At 38.6% G+C, this 16,274-nt stretch carries 16 protein-coding genes and 1 other annotated feature; of the genes, 2 read left to right on the top strand and 14 right to left on the bottom strand.

All coding sequences use genetic code 11. The features are described from left to right. Window positions 1-60 precede the first annotated feature (60 nt). The 5 genes from rpiA to pepV all read right to left on the bottom strand — a co-directional run bounded on the left by rpiA (window position 61) and on the right by pepV (window position 10,068). On the bottom strand, window positions 61-741 hold the full coding sequence (rpiA, locus tag HMPREF0848_RS03010) for a ribose-5-phosphate isomerase RpiA (RefSeq protein WP_008534533.1): 681 nt from the start codon (window positions 739-741) through the stop codon (window positions 61-63). 167 nt (window positions 742-908) lie between these two features. Then, on the bottom strand, window positions 909-3,992 hold the full coding sequence (locus HMPREF0848_RS03005; RefSeq protein ID WP_008534531.1) for a YSIRK signal domain/LPXTG anchor domain surface protein: 3,084 nt from the start codon (window positions 3,990-3,992) through the stop codon (window positions 909-911). A 359-nt stretch (window positions 3,993-4,351) separates the two neighbouring features. Beyond that, window positions 4,352-7,675: a YSIRK signal domain/LPXTG anchor domain surface protein gene (locus HMPREF0848_RS03000; protein WP_008534529.1), complete on the bottom strand. Its 3,324-nt coding sequence runs from the start codon at window positions 7,673-7,675 to the stop codon at window positions 4,352-4,354. A 363-nt stretch (window positions 7,676-8,038) separates the two neighbouring features. Continuing rightward, a complete protein-coding gene (locus HMPREF0848_RS02995; protein WP_008534527.1) occupies window positions 8,039-8,623 on the bottom strand; it encodes a uracil-DNA glycosylase family protein in 585 nt (194 codons plus the stop codon). A 38-nt stretch (window positions 8,624-8,661) separates the two neighbouring features. Then, a complete protein-coding gene (gene pepV, locus HMPREF0848_RS02990; RefSeq protein WP_008534526.1) occupies window positions 8,662-10,068 on the bottom strand; it encodes a dipeptidase PepV in 1,407 nt (468 codons plus the stop codon). Window positions 10,069-10,307: 239 nt separating this feature from the next. On the opposite strand from pepV, the gene HMPREF0848_RS02985 reads away from it, so the two are divergent. Then, complete coding sequence (locus HMPREF0848_RS02985; RefSeq protein ID WP_002888803.1) at window positions 10,308-10,493, top strand: 4-oxalocrotonate tautomerase; 186 nt, start codon at window positions 10,308-10,310, stop codon at window positions 10,491-10,493. Window positions 10,494-10,585: 92 nt separating this feature from the next. On the opposite strand, the gene HMPREF0848_RS02980 is transcribed toward HMPREF0848_RS02985, so the two are convergent. From HMPREF0848_RS02980 to HMPREF0848_RS02955, 6 genes are all read right to left on the bottom strand, one after another. Further along, the gene (locus tag HMPREF0848_RS02980) at window positions 10,586-11,059 is read right to left on the bottom strand and encodes a GNAT family N-acetyltransferase (RefSeq protein WP_008534525.1); all 474 of its coding nucleotides are present in this window, start codon (window positions 11,057-11,059) and stop codon (window positions 10,586-10,588) included. 43 nt (window positions 11,060-11,102) lie between these two features. Continuing rightward, window positions 11,103-11,462: a 50S ribosomal protein L20 gene (gene rplT / locus HMPREF0848_RS02975; protein ID WP_008534524.1), complete on the bottom strand. Its 360-nt coding sequence runs from the start codon at window positions 11,460-11,462 to the stop codon at window positions 11,103-11,105. A 56-nt stretch (window positions 11,463-11,518) separates the two neighbouring features. After that, window positions 11,519-11,719: a 50S ribosomal protein L35 gene (gene rpmI, locus HMPREF0848_RS02970; RefSeq protein ID WP_002888810.1), complete on the bottom strand. Its 201-nt coding sequence runs from the start codon at window positions 11,717-11,719 to the stop codon at window positions 11,519-11,521. Between the two features lie 38 nt (window positions 11,720-11,757). Further along, entirely contained in the window at window positions 11,758-12,288 is a 531-nt protein-coding gene (gene infC, locus HMPREF0848_RS02965) for a translation initiation factor IF-3 (RefSeq protein ID WP_008534523.1), read from the bottom strand. Window positions 12,289-12,301: 13 nt separating this feature from the next. Continuing rightward, window positions 12,302-12,425, bottom strand: a sequence feature (ribosomal protein L20 leader region). Window positions 12,426-12,448: 23 nt separating this feature from the next. After that, window positions 12,449-13,129 carry a (d)CMP kinase gene (cmk, locus tag HMPREF0848_RS02960; RefSeq protein ID WP_008534521.1) on the bottom strand — a complete coding sequence of 227 codons (681 nt, stop codon included), beginning with the start codon at window positions 13,127-13,129 and terminating at the stop codon, window positions 12,449-12,451. A gap of 20 nt (window positions 13,130-13,149) precedes the next feature. Then, a complete protein-coding gene (locus HMPREF0848_RS02955; RefSeq protein ID WP_008534520.1) occupies window positions 13,150-13,803 on the bottom strand; it encodes an SAG1386/EF1546 family surface-associated protein in 654 nt (217 codons plus the stop codon). A 45-nt stretch (window positions 13,804-13,848) separates the two neighbouring features. Here HMPREF0848_RS02955 and HMPREF0848_RS10390 point away from each other — a divergent pair, with 45 nt between their 5' ends. After that, entirely contained in the window at window positions 13,849-14,046 is a 198-nt protein-coding gene (locus HMPREF0848_RS10390) for a ferredoxin (RefSeq protein ID WP_008534518.1), read from the top strand. On the opposite strand, the gene HMPREF0848_RS02950 is transcribed toward HMPREF0848_RS10390, so the two are convergent. The 3 genes from HMPREF0848_RS02950 to HMPREF0848_RS02940 form a co-directional block, all read right to left on the bottom strand. Beyond that, entirely contained in the window at window positions 14,021-14,530 is a 510-nt protein-coding gene (locus tag HMPREF0848_RS02950) for an EbsA family protein (RefSeq protein WP_008534517.1), read from the bottom strand. The two genes, HMPREF0848_RS10390 and HMPREF0848_RS02950, sit on opposite strands and share 26 nt — an antisense overlap. Window positions 14,531-14,586: 56 nt before the next feature. Then, the gene (gene pepT, locus HMPREF0848_RS02945) at window positions 14,587-15,810 is read right to left on the bottom strand and encodes a peptidase T (RefSeq protein ID WP_008534516.1); all 1,224 of its coding nucleotides are present in this window, start codon (window positions 15,808-15,810) and stop codon (window positions 14,587-14,589) included. A gap of 72 nt (window positions 15,811-15,882) precedes the next feature. Next, the coding region (locus tag HMPREF0848_RS02940; RefSeq protein WP_037608844.1) for an N-acetylmuramoyl-L-alanine amidase family protein at window positions 15,883-16,274 on the bottom strand (392 nt) is incomplete at its 5' end.

Raw genomic sequence — 16,274 nt, 5'->3', positions numbered from 1 at the left:
TTTTATAATTTCGTAAATAATAGTTTGCGGCCTTCAGTTAATGAAGAAACTCAGATAGGACTAAGCCTTTACTTCAACGATCTTAACACCGTCTTTTCCTGCAACAATGACCTTGTTAACCATTCCATTGAAGAGCCCATGTTCAACAACACCTGTCATAGATTTAAGTTCTTGACCAAGAACCACTGGATTTTCAATTTTACCCAGATCCAAATCAATAATGAAATTCTTCATATCAGTGACAAAGCGATTGCCTTCTTCCGTTAATCGGAATGATGGCTTATAACCTTTTGACTCAAAGACACGATACAATCGATCAGCCCCGTATTGAACGACTTCGACTGGAAGTTTAAAGGCACCTAGTTGATCAACCATTTTAGACTCATCAACAACCCAGATGTATTCTTTGGTAGGTGTGGCAACAATTTTTTCCATCAAGAGGGCACCACCACCACCCTTAATACCATTGAGTTGAGGATCCACTTCATCAGCCCCATCTACAGTAACATCTATACTGTCAATATCATCAACTGCCTTTAATGGAATCCCTAAGCTTTCTGCTTGTTTTGTTGTTTGACTTGATGTCGTTACACCGACAACATTGAGTCCTTCTTCCTTAATACGACGACCAATTTCTTCCACAAAAAAGTAGGCCGTTGACCCTGTTCCTAGTCCGACAACCATACCATCTTTAACAAATTTAGCAGCGGTTACACCGGCGATTTTCTTCAGTTCTTCCATGATCGACTCCTCTCATCTTTCTATAATAGTCATTCTACTCATTATACCATTTTTCCTTTATATTTAAAAATGATTTAAGGGGGGGGTGAATTTTATAAAGGCGACAAAAAAACTAGACTCTTAAGCTAGAGTCTAGTTCTTATGGAGTAGTCAATTATTAGTACCACTTAGTCTTCTTTATGACGTTTGAAGAATCCGATGAAGGCTGCAAAAATCATTGAAAGAAGTCCAAGGAAACCAGCATTGCTTGTATGTTCACCAGTTTGTGGCAACTCAGGTTGTGCAACTACAGGTACCTCAGTATCAGGAGTTGGTGTAGTTGGTGGTGTCACAGGTTTTTGAGGTGTTTTTGGTGTTGGTGGAACCACATGAGATACTCTCTCAACAACATAGTTTTTATGCCATACAACAGTTGGTTTTTCAGGAGTTTTTGGTTCAACTGGTTTTGCAGGTACTTCAACTACTTTTGGTGTTGGTGGCGTTGGCGCTACTGGACCTGTTGGTGGTGTTGGTTCTTGTGGTTTTTCAGGAACTTCAACCACTTTTGGTGTTGGTGGCGTTGGTGCCATTGGGCCTGTTGGTGGTGTTGGTTCTTGTGGTTTACCAGGTACTTCAACTACCTCTGGAGTCGGTGGTGTTGGTGCCACTGGTTCTTTTGGAGGTGTTGGTGGTGTTGGTTCTTGTGGATTGATACCAACCGTTTTCATCAACGGTTTAGTTGGTTCCGTCGGTGGTGTTGGTGCCTTAGGCTCTTCAGGTTTTTCACCAGGATTCTTAGGCAAACCTAGGTTTGAATTGATTGCAAACCAGTAAACCGTTGGAGCACCATCAGCATTGGCACCATCAGCTGTAAATACCAAGTGACCATTCGTCATCTTGATACCAGCTCCTCCATAATAGAGGTAAGGTGAATCTTCATTGTCCCAACCAGTCAAATCTGAAGTTGTTTCACCATTATAGACAGAACCATGGTCAATGTATTGGTTATCATTGACTGAAGTAACTTCTTTTGTAGCCGCATCATAAGTAACTGATGATTTTGGAATAGCGATGAATTGGTTATCACCAATATTTACATATTCTTGGTGACGCGTTGATTGGTATTTTTTCTTAGGTGTGAAAGTAATCAAACCAGTTTCAGCAGAAACGCTGTATGAACCGATAACATCGTCCTTATCGCCAAAAGTATAGTCTTGGTTACCAAGAGCATGACCATTTCCACTACCTGAGGCGTTAAGTATCGTTACATCAGATGGAATTTCACGTGACACGAACCACTCTGAACCATTCCAATCAGTGATTGGAAGAACTACTTTAAGTGGGTTGTCAGCTGAAATGTTAACAGTAGCGCCACCAAAGTCAGCATATCCTGATTTCGTAACAACTTCACCATTTTGAATAGCCAGTGTAGAACCATCCGCATAAGGATTGTAAGTTCCACGAACTGTGTTGCCGTTAACATCTTTAGCTTCAACTGTAATTGGACGTGGACGTTCAGATGTTTCAACGTAAGCAGCACCATTCCAATGGTTAAGTGAGTTAAGCGCTACAACAGCATTATGCTCATTAAGATTAAACATCTTGCCATCTTTATCGTAGAACTCTACATCTACAGCAACCTTAACTGGTTTAGCTTGATCTGTTGAAGCTCCTACGGTCATTGTAACTGTTGGGTCTTTACTGATTTTAGCAATTCCCTTTCCGTCATTTGACGGAAGACTAACAATTTCATAACGATAAACAACACGTTTAATTGGAGATGCTTCGTTTTTAACCAACATGCTAGATTGGTTCAAGCCATCATAAGTCACAACAAATTTGTCGCCTTCTTTAACTTGAATCCATTCGTCTTCTGTGTTTGTCCAAGGACTATCTGTCACAATATCAGATGCTTGTAACTTATTAGAATCATATTGGAAAACATTACTTGTATTAAGGCGTTCTTGAGCTGCTTTAGTCAAGTAGTTGCTAACACCTTCAAGTTTGTGAGTTGCTTCTGTTTCACGGTGGAATGTCAACTCTTGAACAACTTCTGCATCTTTGAGATTACGATAAACAGGATCATCCATGTATTTATCATAAGCGGCTTTAGCCTCTTGATATTGTTTAAGAGCTGTTTGATAGACAGCTAATTTATTTTGATACTCAAGGTACTCTTGGTCATATTTTGCTTTTTGCTCATTGTAAACAACCAAAGCTGCTTCATATTTTGCTTTTGCATCTGCATTGTATTTTTCGATGGCTTTTTTTGTTTCAAGATCTACTTCATAAGCTGCTTTTTTAGTCTTATAAAGTTCGATATTCTTGTCATAAGCTGCTTTTTCAACATCATATTTAGCTTTTGCTTCTTTATAAGCAGCAAGCTCATTTTGATACTTAGCCTCTGCTTCAGCATTACGTTTTTCAGTAACGACTTTTTCTGTTACTTTTTTATCATAATTTGCCTTTTCAGCATTATATTTGGCTTTATCGCTATTATATTGTGCAAGTGCAGCTTCATAGTCAGCTTTGGCTTGGTTGTATGTTGCCAATTCTGCTTGGTACTTAGCGGCTGAAAGTGCATTTTCTTTATCAGCTGCTTCTTTTTCAGCTACCTTTGCATCATAGGTAACTTTTTTAGTCTTGTACTCTGAAAGTGCTGAGTCATAAGCTTGTTTAGCAATTTGATATTGTTCCTGAGCTTTGTCATAAGCAGCTTTTTCAGTATTATATTTTTCTTGAGCTTCGGTGTTTGATTTTTCAGCAAGAGCTTTCTCCGTTAATTTAGCATCGTAGTTAGCTTTTGCTTTATCATAATCAGCTTTATCTGATTTGTAGTGTTCCTTAGCCGCCTTGTAATCAGAAACGACTGAGTTAATTTTCTCTGCTTGTGCTTTGTTATCTGCAACAGCTGCTTCAACGGTATCTTTAGTTTGAGCAGTTTCTTCCTTGATCTCAATACCTTCGTTTGTTGCAACTGTTTTTGCAGTTTCTAAGCTTGTATTTGTTACTTCACTCGTTGTAACAGTTGTATTACCTTCTTCAGTTACATTAACAACCTTCTTATCAGTTGAATCTGCTACTGTAGCAGTACTTTCTTCAACTGCATCGGTTGCCTTAACTGCTGGTGTTGAAGAATCTGTCGTTGTTGCCATTTCATCGGCACTAGCGTTTGAAGCACCTACTGCAATTACAGCAGTCCCCAAAAGAACAGAAGCCGCACCAAGGCTAGACTTTCTGAGTGAATAACGTTGTAATTCCTTTTTCCCCATTTAAATTACTTCCTTCTATATATTTAGTTATGTTCATATTCTAACAAAAGCAAGAAGCATGTCAATTTGAGTTATCTCATAAAAACAGGAGGGATTTCAAATTCTATTAAATTCTTAAATTAGAGTAATATTTAACTTTAAATCCAAGCGTGTCCTCTTAGCCTAGATTTAAAGGAATTTACATCTTTGTATACTGATTTAATTTTTTAATAGCAGAGTCTTGTTGCTTTAATGTTTTTTTATTGAAAAGATTATGAAAAACTTGTAATCTCAAACCTACAAAGCTTTTTTAAGTGGCAATAAAAAAGAATAGACTGTTTTGCCTTAGCAAAGCAACCTATTCTTTGTCATTTATAGTATTAGTGTTTACGTTTGTAAGATGTGAAGAGTCCTGCAAGGGCAACTGAAAGTAAGCCAATTCCTGCTACAGATGTTAATTTCTGATTCTTATCACCTGTTTCAGGCAATGTTTTATCATGCACACCTTGAGTGCCTTGCTTTGTAACAAGAGTAGAGGTCGAAGTGACACTTGGTACTACAGGTGTTCTCGGAGTTTTCGGCTTTTGAGGAGTTGGTGGAGTCATTTTTTCTGGACGGCTTACTCGCTCAAGAAGATAGTTCTTATGCCATTTTACTTTAGGAGCTACAAGCTCTTTAGGTGATACAGGTTTATTAGGTACGTTTACCACAACCATGGTTGGTGGGGTTGGAGCTTTAGGTTCTGTTGGTGGCGTTAGTTTCGTTGGTTCAGCAGGTACTTCTACAACTACTGGTGTAGGTGGTGTAGGTGCCTTTGGTTCTACTGGAGTCGTAATCTTACGTGGCTCTACTGGCACTTCAACCAAAGCTGGAGTTGGTGGCGTTGGCGCTTTTGGCTCTGTTGGAGCCTTAGGTTCCTCAGCATCAACTGTTACTACAGTGTAGCTTGGTTCTCTTGGTGCTATAGGAGCTGTCGGAGGCGTTGGTTCTGTTGGTTTTGCAGGGAGCTGTCCGACTGTAATTGTTGGTGGGGTTGGTGCCTTTGGTTCCTCTGGTTTAGTAGGTTCTTTTGGTTCTTCACCAGGTTTCTTAGGCAAACCTACATTTGAATTGATGGCAAACCAATATACCGTTGGTTGACCAACTGCATTAGCTCCTTGCGCTGTAAATACAAGATGTCCATCTAACATTTTAAGTCCTGCACCACCATAGTAGAGATATGGAGATTCTGGATTATCCCATCCTTCAAGAACTGGTGATGATTCCCCGTTAAAAGCTGAACCATGTTCAATATATTGATTGTCTTTTAAGGATTTTACCTCTTTGGTAGTCGCATCATAAGAAACACTTGAATTTGGAATCGCTATATACTTATTATTGCCGATACTCACGGATTCGATGTGTTCCAAATTTTCAAACTTTTTCTTTGGTGTAAAGGTAATATCTCCTGTTATAGGATTAATGGTGTACATACCAATAACATCATCTTTACCATCGAATAGGTAGTTATCTGTTCCGATAGAATGACCTTCTCCAGCACCTGATGCATTGACAGAGGTCGCATCAATAACAGTTTCCTCACTAACTGCAAATTCACTACCATTCCATGTTGCTTGTTGAGCCACAATCTTCATTGGATTTTCTGCAGAGATGGTAACCTTCGCAGATCCAAAGTCAGGAGTTCCAGTTTTAACGGTAACCGCATTATTTTCAATACTCATGGAAGAACCATCGGCATATGGATTCCAAGTTCCACGAACCGTATTGCCATTTTGATCCTTAGCCTCTACCGTAAGAGCACGAGGTTTATCACCACTATCAACATAGGAAGCTCCTGTCCAGTGGTTTAGGGAATTAAGAGCAACAATGGCATTTTTTTGGCTCAAATCAAATCTTTTACCGTTGCCATCATAAAATTCAATGTCAACAGCAACTTTAATCGGTTTATCTTGATCGGATGATGCTCCAACAGTAAGAGTTACCGTTGGGTCACCATTTACTGCTGCAATTCCCTTACCATCGTTTGATGGAAGGCTCAAAATTTCGTAACGGTAAATAACACGCTTAATAGGATGCATGTTTGAAGCTTCACGCATACTTGATTTATTCAAATTATCATAGGTCACAACAAATTTGTCACCTTCTTTAATTTGAATATACTCAGTTTCATTATTAGCCCATGGACTTGTTGTTACAATATCTGAAGCTGTCAATTTGTTTGAATCATACTGATGAACATTACTTGTATTTAAACGAGCTTGGGCTTCTCGAGTCAAATAAGTATTGATGCCAGTGATCGTATGAATGGCTCCAGCTTCACGTTGGAAGGTCAAATCCTGAACAGTTTCGACATCCTTCAATTCTTGGAAACCATTATCATTCATATACTTATCATAAGCTGCTTTAGCTTCTTTATATTGAGCTAAGGCCGCTTGATATTCAGCATATTTGGTTTGATATGTGGCAAAATCTTTAGCATATTGTTCTAATTCAGCATTGTATTTTGCAAGGTCTGTTTCATATTTAGCTTTAGCGGTATCTTCCTCAGCTTTTGTGGTGAGTAATTTATCATAAGCTGCCTTGTCTTTATCATACTGAGCTTGCTTAGTATGATATTCTTTTAAATCGGTTTCGTATTGAGCCTTAGCAACATTATATGTGGCCATTTCTGCATCATACTTAGCTTTAGCTTCTGCATTAGACTTTTCTACTGCCGCTTTTTCAGCTATTTTAGCATCGTAGGCCACTTTAGCAGTCTTATAGACAGCTAGGTCGTTTTGGTATTTTTCATAAGCAGCGTTATAAGTAGCTAAATCTTTTTCATACTGTTCTTGGGCAGCCTTGTTTTCAATTTCTGTAAGAACTTTTTCGGCTACTTTAGCATCATAGGCTTTCTTCTCAGCATCATATTTTGCTTTATCTTTCGTATACTGAGCCATAGCCGCTTCATAATTCTTCTTGGCTGTTTCATAAACTGCCAACTGTACCTTGTAATCAGCTTCTGACTTAGCATTGGCTGCATCAGTTGCTGCTTTTTCGGCTACTTTAGAATTATAGGTCAATTTTTGAGTATGATACTCTTCCAATGCTGCATCATAGGCTTTTTTGTCAGCTTGATATTTAGCTAATTCTTTTTCATAAGCAGCTTGGTCAGTATCAAACTGCGCTTTAGAAGCAGCATTTACCTTATCAGCAGCTGCTTTTTCAGCCACTTTAGCATCGTACTCAGTCTTGGCTTTATCATACTCAGCTAATTCTTTTTTGTACTCTTCTTTTGCCTTTTGATAATCCGAAACAACAGAGTTAATCTCCTTAGCTTGGGCTTGATTATCCGCGATAGCACCCTCTAAAGATGTATGTGTTTGAGGTGCAGTCTCTTCAACTTTCACCCCTTCTTTTACAGCAGAAGCCTTTGCATCTTCAAGGCTATCACTTGTGACAACACTCATTGTTTCAGTAGTATTGCCTACTTCTTTGACAGAAACAACTTGCTTTTCTGAATGGTCAACAGTTGCTGTCGCATCTGTTGTAGTATCGGCAAGTACAGATGCACTCAAGGGTGTGTCAGTGGCTGCTGAGGTTGAAACCTCATCGGCATGCGCTCCAGTAGTCCCCATCGCTAAAATAGTTGTACCCAAAAGAACAGAAGCAGCCCCAAAGCTATACTTCCTGATTGAAAAACGTTGTGAATCTTTTCTTCCCATATCACAAATTTCCTTCTAATTTTTTCTTAACACCTAAAGTCTATCACTTTTAAACTTTCTGTCAATAATTTTAACTTAATGTTTTTAAAAAATTTATAATTATTTTTATTTACTGTAAAAACGTTTCTAATCTTTTCTTTTATAGGAAAAATAGTTTACAAAGTTTGTTGCTCTCTTCATGAATTGTCAAGACATTTCTTAAAATTCTTAATTAATATTAACTTATTTGACTACTATCCATTATTAATAACTTCATTTTAAACACGAAAAAAGCCCTAAAGGGCTTAGAATTCTCTTACACACATGAATCTGTTCCACAATCATTTGTAGACTAAATGTTCAATCAAGACCAGACAACAATGGTTACTTGTTTAAAATGTCTTTGACCAAGGCTTTTAAATCTGGAACCACTTCTTCCATAAACCATGGATTTTTCGCTTGCCAGATATTATTTCGAGGAGATGGATGTACTAATGGAAGATAGTCTGGAAGATAGTCTTTGTAATGCTTAACTGTATCCGTTAATTTTGCCGATGATTTTTGGTGTAAATAGTAACGCTGAGCATAGTTTCCCACTAGTATGGTTAATTGAATATTCGGTGCTAAAGCCAATACTCTCTTGTGCCATTTGTCCGCAAATCCTTTACGAGGTGGTAAATCACCAGATTTACCGTGACCAGGAAAATAGAAATCCATTGGGACGATGGCAAACATACCCGATTCATAGAATTCTTCACGTGAAACTCCCATCCAATCTCTGAGATTATCTCCACTGGGATCATTCCAATAAAGTCCTGACTCTTGTGCACGAATACCAGGAGCTTGTCCGACGATATTAATCCGTGCCGTTTTTGGAATGGTAAACAAGGGTTTTATACCTTGTTCCGTATAAACTTTATTTTGTTCATCAGCCATAATGGCTTGTGTCAATTCTTCAAGTGTTTCCATAATGTCCTCCAAAAAAAGAGACAGTCTGTCTCTTCTTTTTATTTGATTAACTCATAGATAGCCTCTGCATAAATGGCAGCAGCACGGTACAAGTCCTCAACTTCAGTAAATTCATCGGCTTGGTGCATCGTGTTGACATAACCTGGGAACATAGCTCCATAGGCAACGCCACGTTTAAGGAGACGTCCAAAAGTTCCACCACCAATGATTTGTTCTTCACCTTTAAGTCCTGTGTGTTTCTCGTAAACCGAAAGAAGTGTTTGAACCATAGGGTCACTCACTGGTACATAGTGAGGGACATGTCCGTGTTCTGAAAGAGTGACCTCCTTAGGACCTTCAAGTTTTTCAAGGCCGGCCTTAATACCGTCTACATCAACACCTTGAGGGTAGCGGAAATTCAAAGCGATTGTATTATCTTCTGATTCCTTATTGAAATGAAACACCCCAGCATTCATGGTCAATTCACCCATCTTAGGATCTGTGTAAGCAAGACCTACTTTTTCACCAAAGAAATCTTTATGCAATGTTTCAGCAATGACATTCAAATAAGCTTGAGCATTCCCTTGGAAATCAAATTGGCTGAGGAAGAGGGCTAGATAGGTTGCACCATTAATACCTTTTTGAGGCATCATACCGTGAACTGATTTCCCATGAATAGTTACATGGAAGGCCCCAGCTTCTTCAGTCACCTGACCAGTTACTCCCTGATCAGCCGCAAAGTTAGCTAACTTAGCCTCAAGTTCTTGCAAAGTGATAGGTCCAGTAAAACCAGCACTTGCAGATTCAGGAACCATGTTCTCACGCAAGCCACCATTGAAGCTTACAAGACTAAATGCACCATCATTTTGACCTTCAAAATGAAGATAGGCAGTGATATTTCCTTTTTCTCCATTAATAATTGGAAATTCAGCATCAGGAGAAAAACCAAAATCAGGATCTTTCAATCCATTATGCGCAAAATAATAAGCCATATCATCCCAACCAGATTCTTCATCTGTACCAACGATGAAACGAACACGCTTAGATACTGGAAGATTCAGCTCTTTAATAATTTTCAAAGCATAATAACAAGCCATTGTTGGACCCTTATCATCTGATGAGCCACGAGCATAAAGTTTACCATCTTTGATTACAGGTTCATAAGGGTCTGTATCCCAACCACTCCCAGCTGGAACCACATCCAAGTGTGCAAAAATACCCAAAACTTCATCGCCATGACCAAATTCAAAGTCACCAGCATAATTATCAATATTACGCGTCTTATAGCCGTCACGTTTAGCTAAAGCAAGAAAATGTTCCAAAGCTTTTACTGGCCCGGGGCCAAATGGGTGCTGTTCATCAACCTTACTGTCATCACGTTCTGAATTAATGCGTAACAAACCAAAAAGGTCCTCCATTAAATCATCTTTACGTTTATCAACTTCGGCACGAAAATCTATTGTCATAATTTGCTCCTTACTGTCTCTAATTAGCACTATTTTACCATTTTTAGAAAGAGTTTTCATCCCCAGAGAATAGATCACATTAAAAAAGTAAACTATTATCTAACATCACAAGTCCCTACCAATTTCGAAAACGTTATAGTCTAACCTTGCGATAATATCATTTCAAGAATTTCCAAAAACTTTAGAATATTCTCTTAATTAATGCTATAATAGGACTATCAAAACTAAGGAGATGCATTATGCCATTTGTAAAAATTGATCTCTTTGAAGGTCGTACTCAAGAACAAAAAGTCGAGCTTGCTCGTGAAGTTACCGAAGTTGTATCACGTATCGCAAAAGCTCCTAAAGAAGCTATTCACGTTTTCATTAACGATATGCCTGAAGGAACTTACTACCCACATGGTGAAATGAAGAAGAAAAACTAATCATCATTAGCAGTCACTTCTGTGGCTGCTTTTATTCTTAAAAAACTGGAGAAGGTCTCCAGTTTTATTATCATAAAATAATTTGCAATGGGCTATTTTAGGATAGTTTCCATCTCTGTATATCTCGGTTTCATACCTAAACGATCATAAAAACGTAGAGCCCCATCATTATCATTCCATACGTGAAGTGTTACGTTATAACACCCTAGCTCCTTAGCATATTCCAAGGCGAATTGATAAAGTTTTTCACCTAATTTTTTTCCTCGAGCTTCCTTATCCACACAAAGATCGTCAATAAAAAGCGTCTTATGAGCCTTCTTGGGCCCATCATTTTCAGAAATATCTTGAATTATCAAAAAAATATGTCCCAGGATACAACCATTCTCATCTTCGTAAACAAAAATAGGCTTAGTTGAATCATTAATGACTGCTTCTAACTCTGCATTAGTAAATTTACTACCTTCTGACTTAAAAATATCAGGACGCACTTGATGATGAACAATAAGAATCTGATCCAAGAGTTCCTGTACTCTCGGAATGTCCTCAGTTTTTGCTAAACGAATCATAATTACCTCCATAAAAAAAGATGGGACAAGCCCATCTTAATTCTTATTTACCAAGTTTTGCTTTAGCAGCTTCTGCAAGAGCTGTGAAAGCTGCTGCATCGTTAACTGCCAAATCAGCAAGCATTTTACGGTTAACTTCGATTTCAGCCAATTTCAAACCATGCATCAATTGTGAGTATGAAAGTCCGTTCAAACGAGCTGCCGCATTGATACGAGTGATCCAAAGTTTACGGAAATCACGTTTCTTTTGACGACGGTCACGGTATGCATAGTAGTAAGAGTTCATTACTTGTTCTTTTGCAGTACGGAACAAGATGTGTTTTGCACCATAGTAACCTTTAGCAAGTTTCAATACACGTTTACGACGTTTGCGTGATACAACGCCACCTTTAACACGAGCCATTTATATATTCCTCCGAATTAGTTCTAGTTTAGTTAAATTGTAATGCTTGTAGCGAATTAACGCATTTGAGAAAGCATTGATTTGATACGTTTAAAGTCACCTGAATGTACCAATGATGCTTTACGAAGGTGACGACGTTGTTTTTTAGTTTTACCGTGGAAACGGTGAGATGTGAAAGCACGGAAGCGTTTCAATCCACCTGAACCTGTACGTTTGAAACGTTTAGCTGATGCGCGGTGTGTTTTTTGTTTTGGCATTTTAAAATTCTCCTCTTAAAATAGTGTTAATTTGACAATTATTTTTTGTCAGGAATTGGTGCAAGTTGCATGAACATTTGTCGTCCATCCATCTTAGCTCTTTGCTCAATAATCGAAATATCTTGCGTTTTTTCAGCAAATTCCGCCAAGACCTTAGCTCCGATTTCTTTGTGAGTAATCATACGTCCTTTGAAACGGATAGAAACTTTAACCTTATTTCCTTTTTCAAGGAATTTACGACCATTACGAAGTTTTGTTTCGAAGTCCCCTTTATCGATAACTGGGCTCAAACGAACTTCCTTAACGGTAACAACGCTTTGTTTCTTACGTTGTTCTTTTTGTTTCTTTTGATACTCAAATTTGAACTTACCGTAGTCCATAATCTTCGCAACAGGTGGCGTAGCTTGTGGTTGGATAAGAACCAAGTCAACATTTGCATCATCTGCAATAGCTTGTGCTTCTGACAATGGTTTAATTCCCAATTGTTCACCATCAAGACCAACAAGACGAACTTCACGGACGCGAATTTCATCATTAATGAATAGATCTTTCTTAGCTATGATCTTCACCTCTTTATTTTTTTAGAGAAAAACAAAGCGGACTTGACAAACAAGCCCGCACACATTATATCCTATAATTGGATTTGACATGTTGGGCCAGACAACCTAGGTCGCAAGGCGAGAAGTTCTCACTTCTGCTTTTCTCATTGTTACTAGTATAACAATTGATTTATCCCTTGTCAATAATTTTCTTCGCTTTTTCTTGAATAAATTCCACAACGCCATCAATTGACACTCCTGTGGTATCAAAAGTAATAGCATCTTCAGCCGGTTTCAAAGGTGAAACCTTACGGTGGCTATCTTTATAGTCACGTTCAGCAATTTCTTTCTTAAGTGTCTCAAGATCAGCCGGAATACCTTTTTCGATATTTTCCTTATAACGACGTTCTGCACGTTCATCGACAGAAGCAATCAAGAAAATCTTAAGTTCAGCATCTGGTAGGACAACTGTACCAATATCTCGGCCATCCATGATAATGGCCCCTTCCTCAGCAATGCGTTGTTGCTGAGAAACAAGCTCTTTACGCACTTCAGGAATGGCGGCAACCCAAGAAACATTGTTAGTCACTTGGTTATCACGAATAGGATGAGTAACTTCAACATCGCCAACATAAACTTGCTGGCTGCCATCTGCTGCTTTCCCAAATGAAACGGGATGTTGAGAGAGTTGCTCTAAAATTTCTGGCACATTATCTTCAGTCAAACCATTTTGCAACGCTAGATAGGTTGCAGAACGGTACATAGCTCCTGTGTCGAGATAAGTATAGCCAAGATTTTTTGCAATAATCTTGGCTACAGTACTTTTTCCACTAGACGCAGGACCATCAATTGCAATTCTAATATCTTTCATGATGTTCCTTTGCTATTAAATTATTGAACGTTAACGACATCTCCTGGGTTAGCATACCAGTAACCACTTGTCATGTGATCTGGGTTAAGGCGTTCCAACTCACTTACAGAAATACCTGCACGTGATGCAATAGAACCTGCCCCTTCTCCAGATTGGACAACGATAGAAGATCCATCAGCTGCTGCAGAACTTGATGCTGTTGTTTCAGTTGCATCAGCATCTCCTTCTTTTGAAGCATGTTTTGAAGAGCTTGATGATTTAGTTGCTGAGGATTTCTCTTTTGAAGATTTTTCTTTAGTAGATTTCTCAGTTTCTTCGTCCTTGCTTGAAGCCTTTTCACTTGATGATGATTTGACAACTTTGCTTGTTGATGATGAATAGAAACCAGAGGATTCCTTAGACTCAGCTGTTTTGTTTCCTCCAACATTTGATGTGTAGAAAACAAAGAACAAAATACAAACAACAATGATAAAGAAAAGTCCTAAAAGAACTGTCAAGAATGACGAATTGATGAAGCCACCCTTGTCACGCTTTTCATCTGACGAATCATTGTCATCATCTTCTTCATAGTCATCGTAGTCTTCATACTCATCTTCATCATCTAGAAAATCAGCATCAACAACATCTTCCAACTCTTCGTCAGAAACTTTTTCTTCCCATGGTTTTTTACTCATGTTATTCTCCTTGTAAAAACAATAAATCTATTTTAAAATAATACTATGAAAGTATCATTAATTCCAGAAAAATGTATCGCCTGTGGTTTATGCCAAACCTACTCTCCTATCTTTGATTATGACGACGAGGGTATAGTTAGGTTTAAAGATAGCGACCAACTTAGCCTAATCATTGAAGATAGCCCCGAGACCTTGACAGCTGTCAAGTCTTGTCCGACTAAAGCCCTTTCTTGCGAAGTTTAAGCTTAAGGGCTTTTTTTGATTCCTCATAGAAGGCAAAATAATCAAAATTGGTCATATGATCCATCAGCTCTACTTCTCCCTTAAAATCGGGATGAAGGACTAAAGCATCTAGAAAATACTTCTTAGGCCACTTTCTCATGTAAAACTGACGTTTCTTTCCATTCTTGAAAATAAAACTTAGGCCTGTCTTAACCACTTCGATTTTTTCAATATCACTAATCTTAACCTTACGTGGCTTAAAGATATTGAAAGAAACAATACCAAGATTTCCTTTATCATCGATAATGAAGTAACGATGAAATCCTAAACCAAATAGGGCAACGAAAATAGTGAATAGCATCAGAATATGATAAGGCACCGAGTACAACTCGAAGAGAAGGGCCGCAGCAATAAAGATAGGTGTAATAGCTAATGACCAATAAATGATTAGCCAAGACAATTCCGGTTGCCAATGGTAACGATACTTGCCGAAAATTTTTATCATCTCAGCACCTCCATTACTTTTAATTCTACCATAAAATTAGTATTTAGCAAGCTCAATTAAGGTTTACTGACAATTCCAAGAATAACATCTACGGCTTTTTCCATTGTCTGCAAGGAAACGTACTCATAACGGCCATGCATATTTTCACCACCTGCAAAGAGATTCGGTGTCGGAATGCCCATGAACGAAATTTTTGAACCATCAGTTCCACCACGAATTGGTTCAATAATTGGTGTAATGTCAAACTCTTCCATAACTTCCTTGGCCAACTCGACAGGTGTCATGTCTTTTTCAATCACTTGACGCATATTATAGTATTGATCTTTGAGTAGCAACTCAACACGTTTTTGACCATATGCCTGATTCATCTTATCGGCAATTTCTTGGAAGCTTGCTTTACGATTTTCAAAGGACTTGGCTTCAAAATCACGAATGATATAAGAAGATTTCGCTTCTTCAACAGTACCTGTCATGATTTGAAGATGGTTGAAACCTTGATAACCATCTGTCAACTCAGGACGGTCCTCTGCTGGTAACTGATTATGAAAATCAATGGCTAACTGCAAGGCATTAACCATCTGACCTTTTGCTGTCCCAGGATGAACGTTACGGCCATGGAAGGTCAGCTCTGCTCCTGCTGCCGAAAATGTCTCGTACTGCAATTCACCCAAGGGACCACCATCAACAGTATAGGCAAAATCAACATCAAAATCAGCAACATCAAATTTGTCTGCACCAATTCCAATTTCTTCATCAGGGCCAAAGCCTACACGAATCTCACAGTGTTTGATCTCAGGATGAGCCTTCAAATAAGCCAAAGCTGTCATGATTTCAGCAATACCAGACTTATCATCAGCTCCTAGCAGTGTTGTACCATCCGTCGTAATAAGTGTCTGACCGACATAATTCTTGAGATTTGGAAAATCAGCTGGGTCTAGGTTATAACCTGAAGTCCCAAGAGAAATGATACCACCATCATAGGAATCAATGACCTGTGGTGACACTCCTTCTGCATTAAAATCGGCAGTATCCATATGTGAGATGAAACCAATCTTACGTGTTAGTTGAGCATCGTTAGCTGGGAGGGTTGCTACTAAGTAGCCGTTACTTTCCAAATAGTGGATATTAGTCAAACCCAGTTCTTCTAATTCTGGTTTTAGAACCTCCAAGGCAAAATCAACCTGGCTTTGGGTTGTTGGGGTTCTTTTTGAATTCTCATCACTACGTGTATTTATTTTGACATAGCGTAAAAAACGCTCTAAGAGTAAATCGTAAGCCATAAGCACTCCTTTGGTTATATTTATTTCATTATAGCATAAAAGCCCATCAAAATGATGGGCTAACCTTATCACTTAAACATTAGATTCTTTTTCGTAGTAAGCTTTAATCCCTGCTACAATCGCATTAGCCAAAGTTTCTTGGTAAGCAGACGTCGTTAAGCGAGCTGCTTCTTGAGGATTTGACAAGAAACCTAGTTCTAGAAGGACTGCCGGCGCTGTTGTTTCTCGCAAGACCGCAAAGGTGCGACGCTTAACGCCCTGATTCTGAGCTCCAGTTGCGTTAATAAGGCTAGACTGAATAGCATTTGCCAGGGTATCACTCATGCTCAAACGAGTCGGATTGGCATGATAAGCCGCATTAATACGTGAAGGATATTCCGCAAAAGGTTGGTAATAATAAGTCTCGATACCTTGTGCTGCTGAACTTCCTGAAGCATTGATATGGATACTGAACGAAAATATCT

Origin of the sequence: Streptococcus sp. C150, assembly GCF_000187445.1 — a bacterium.
Classification (GTDB): domain Bacteria; phylum Bacillota; class Bacilli; order Lactobacillales; family Streptococcaceae; genus Streptococcus; species Streptococcus raffinosi.
This window is presented reverse-complemented; position numbering and strand designations above follow the sequence as displayed.

What these genes read in the sequence shown, in the direction of transcription:
- rpiA (WP_008534533.1), bottom strand. Translation starts at nt 741, where the DNA reads ATGGAAGAACTGAAGAAAATCGCCGGTGTAACCGCTGCTAAATTTGTT.
- HMPREF0848_RS03005 (WP_008534531.1), bottom strand. Translation starts at nt 3,992, where the DNA reads ATGGGGAAAAAGGAATTACAACGTTATTCACTCAGAAAGTCTAGCCTT.
- HMPREF0848_RS03000 (WP_008534529.1), bottom strand. Translation starts at nt 7,675, where the DNA reads ATGGGAAGAAAAGATTCACAACGTTTTTCAATCAGGAAGTATAGCTTT.
- HMPREF0848_RS02995 (WP_008534527.1), bottom strand. Translation starts at nt 8,623, where the DNA reads ATGGAAACACTTGAAGAATTGACACAAGCCATTATGGCTGATGAACAA.
- pepV (WP_008534526.1), bottom strand. Translation starts at nt 10,068, where the DNA reads ATGACAATAGATTTTCGTGCCGAAGTTGATAAACGTAAAGATGATTTA.
- HMPREF0848_RS02985 (WP_002888803.1), top strand. Translation starts at nt 10,308, where the DNA reads ATGCCATTTGTAAAAATTGATCTCTTTGAAGGTCGTACTCAAGAACAA.
- HMPREF0848_RS02980 (WP_008534525.1), bottom strand. Translation starts at nt 11,059, where the DNA reads ATGATTCGTTTAGCAAAAACTGAGGACATTCCGAGAGTACAGGAACTC.
- rplT (WP_008534524.1), bottom strand. Translation starts at nt 11,462, where the DNA reads ATGGCTCGTGTTAAAGGTGGCGTTGTATCACGCAAACGTCGTAAACGT.
- rpmI (WP_002888810.1), bottom strand. Translation starts at nt 11,719, where the DNA reads ATGCCAAAACAAAAAACACACCGCGCATCAGCTAAACGTTTCAAACGT.
- cmk (WP_008534521.1), bottom strand. Translation starts at nt 13,129, where the DNA reads ATGAAAGATATTAGAATTGCAATTGATGGTCCTGCGTCTAGTGGAAAA.
- HMPREF0848_RS02955 (WP_008534520.1), bottom strand. Translation starts at nt 13,803, where the DNA reads ATGAGTAAAAAACCATGGGAAGAAAAAGTTTCTGACGAAGAGTTGGAA.
- HMPREF0848_RS10390 (WP_008534518.1), top strand. Translation starts at nt 13,849, where the DNA reads ATGAAAGTATCATTAATTCCAGAAAAATGTATCGCCTGTGGTTTATGC.
- HMPREF0848_RS02950 (WP_008534517.1), bottom strand. Translation starts at nt 14,530, where the DNA reads ATGATAAAAATTTTCGGCAAGTATCGTTACCATTGGCAACCGGAATTG.
- pepT (WP_008534516.1), bottom strand. Translation starts at nt 15,810, where the DNA reads ATGGCTTACGATTTACTCTTAGAGCGTTTTTTACGCTATGTCAAAATA.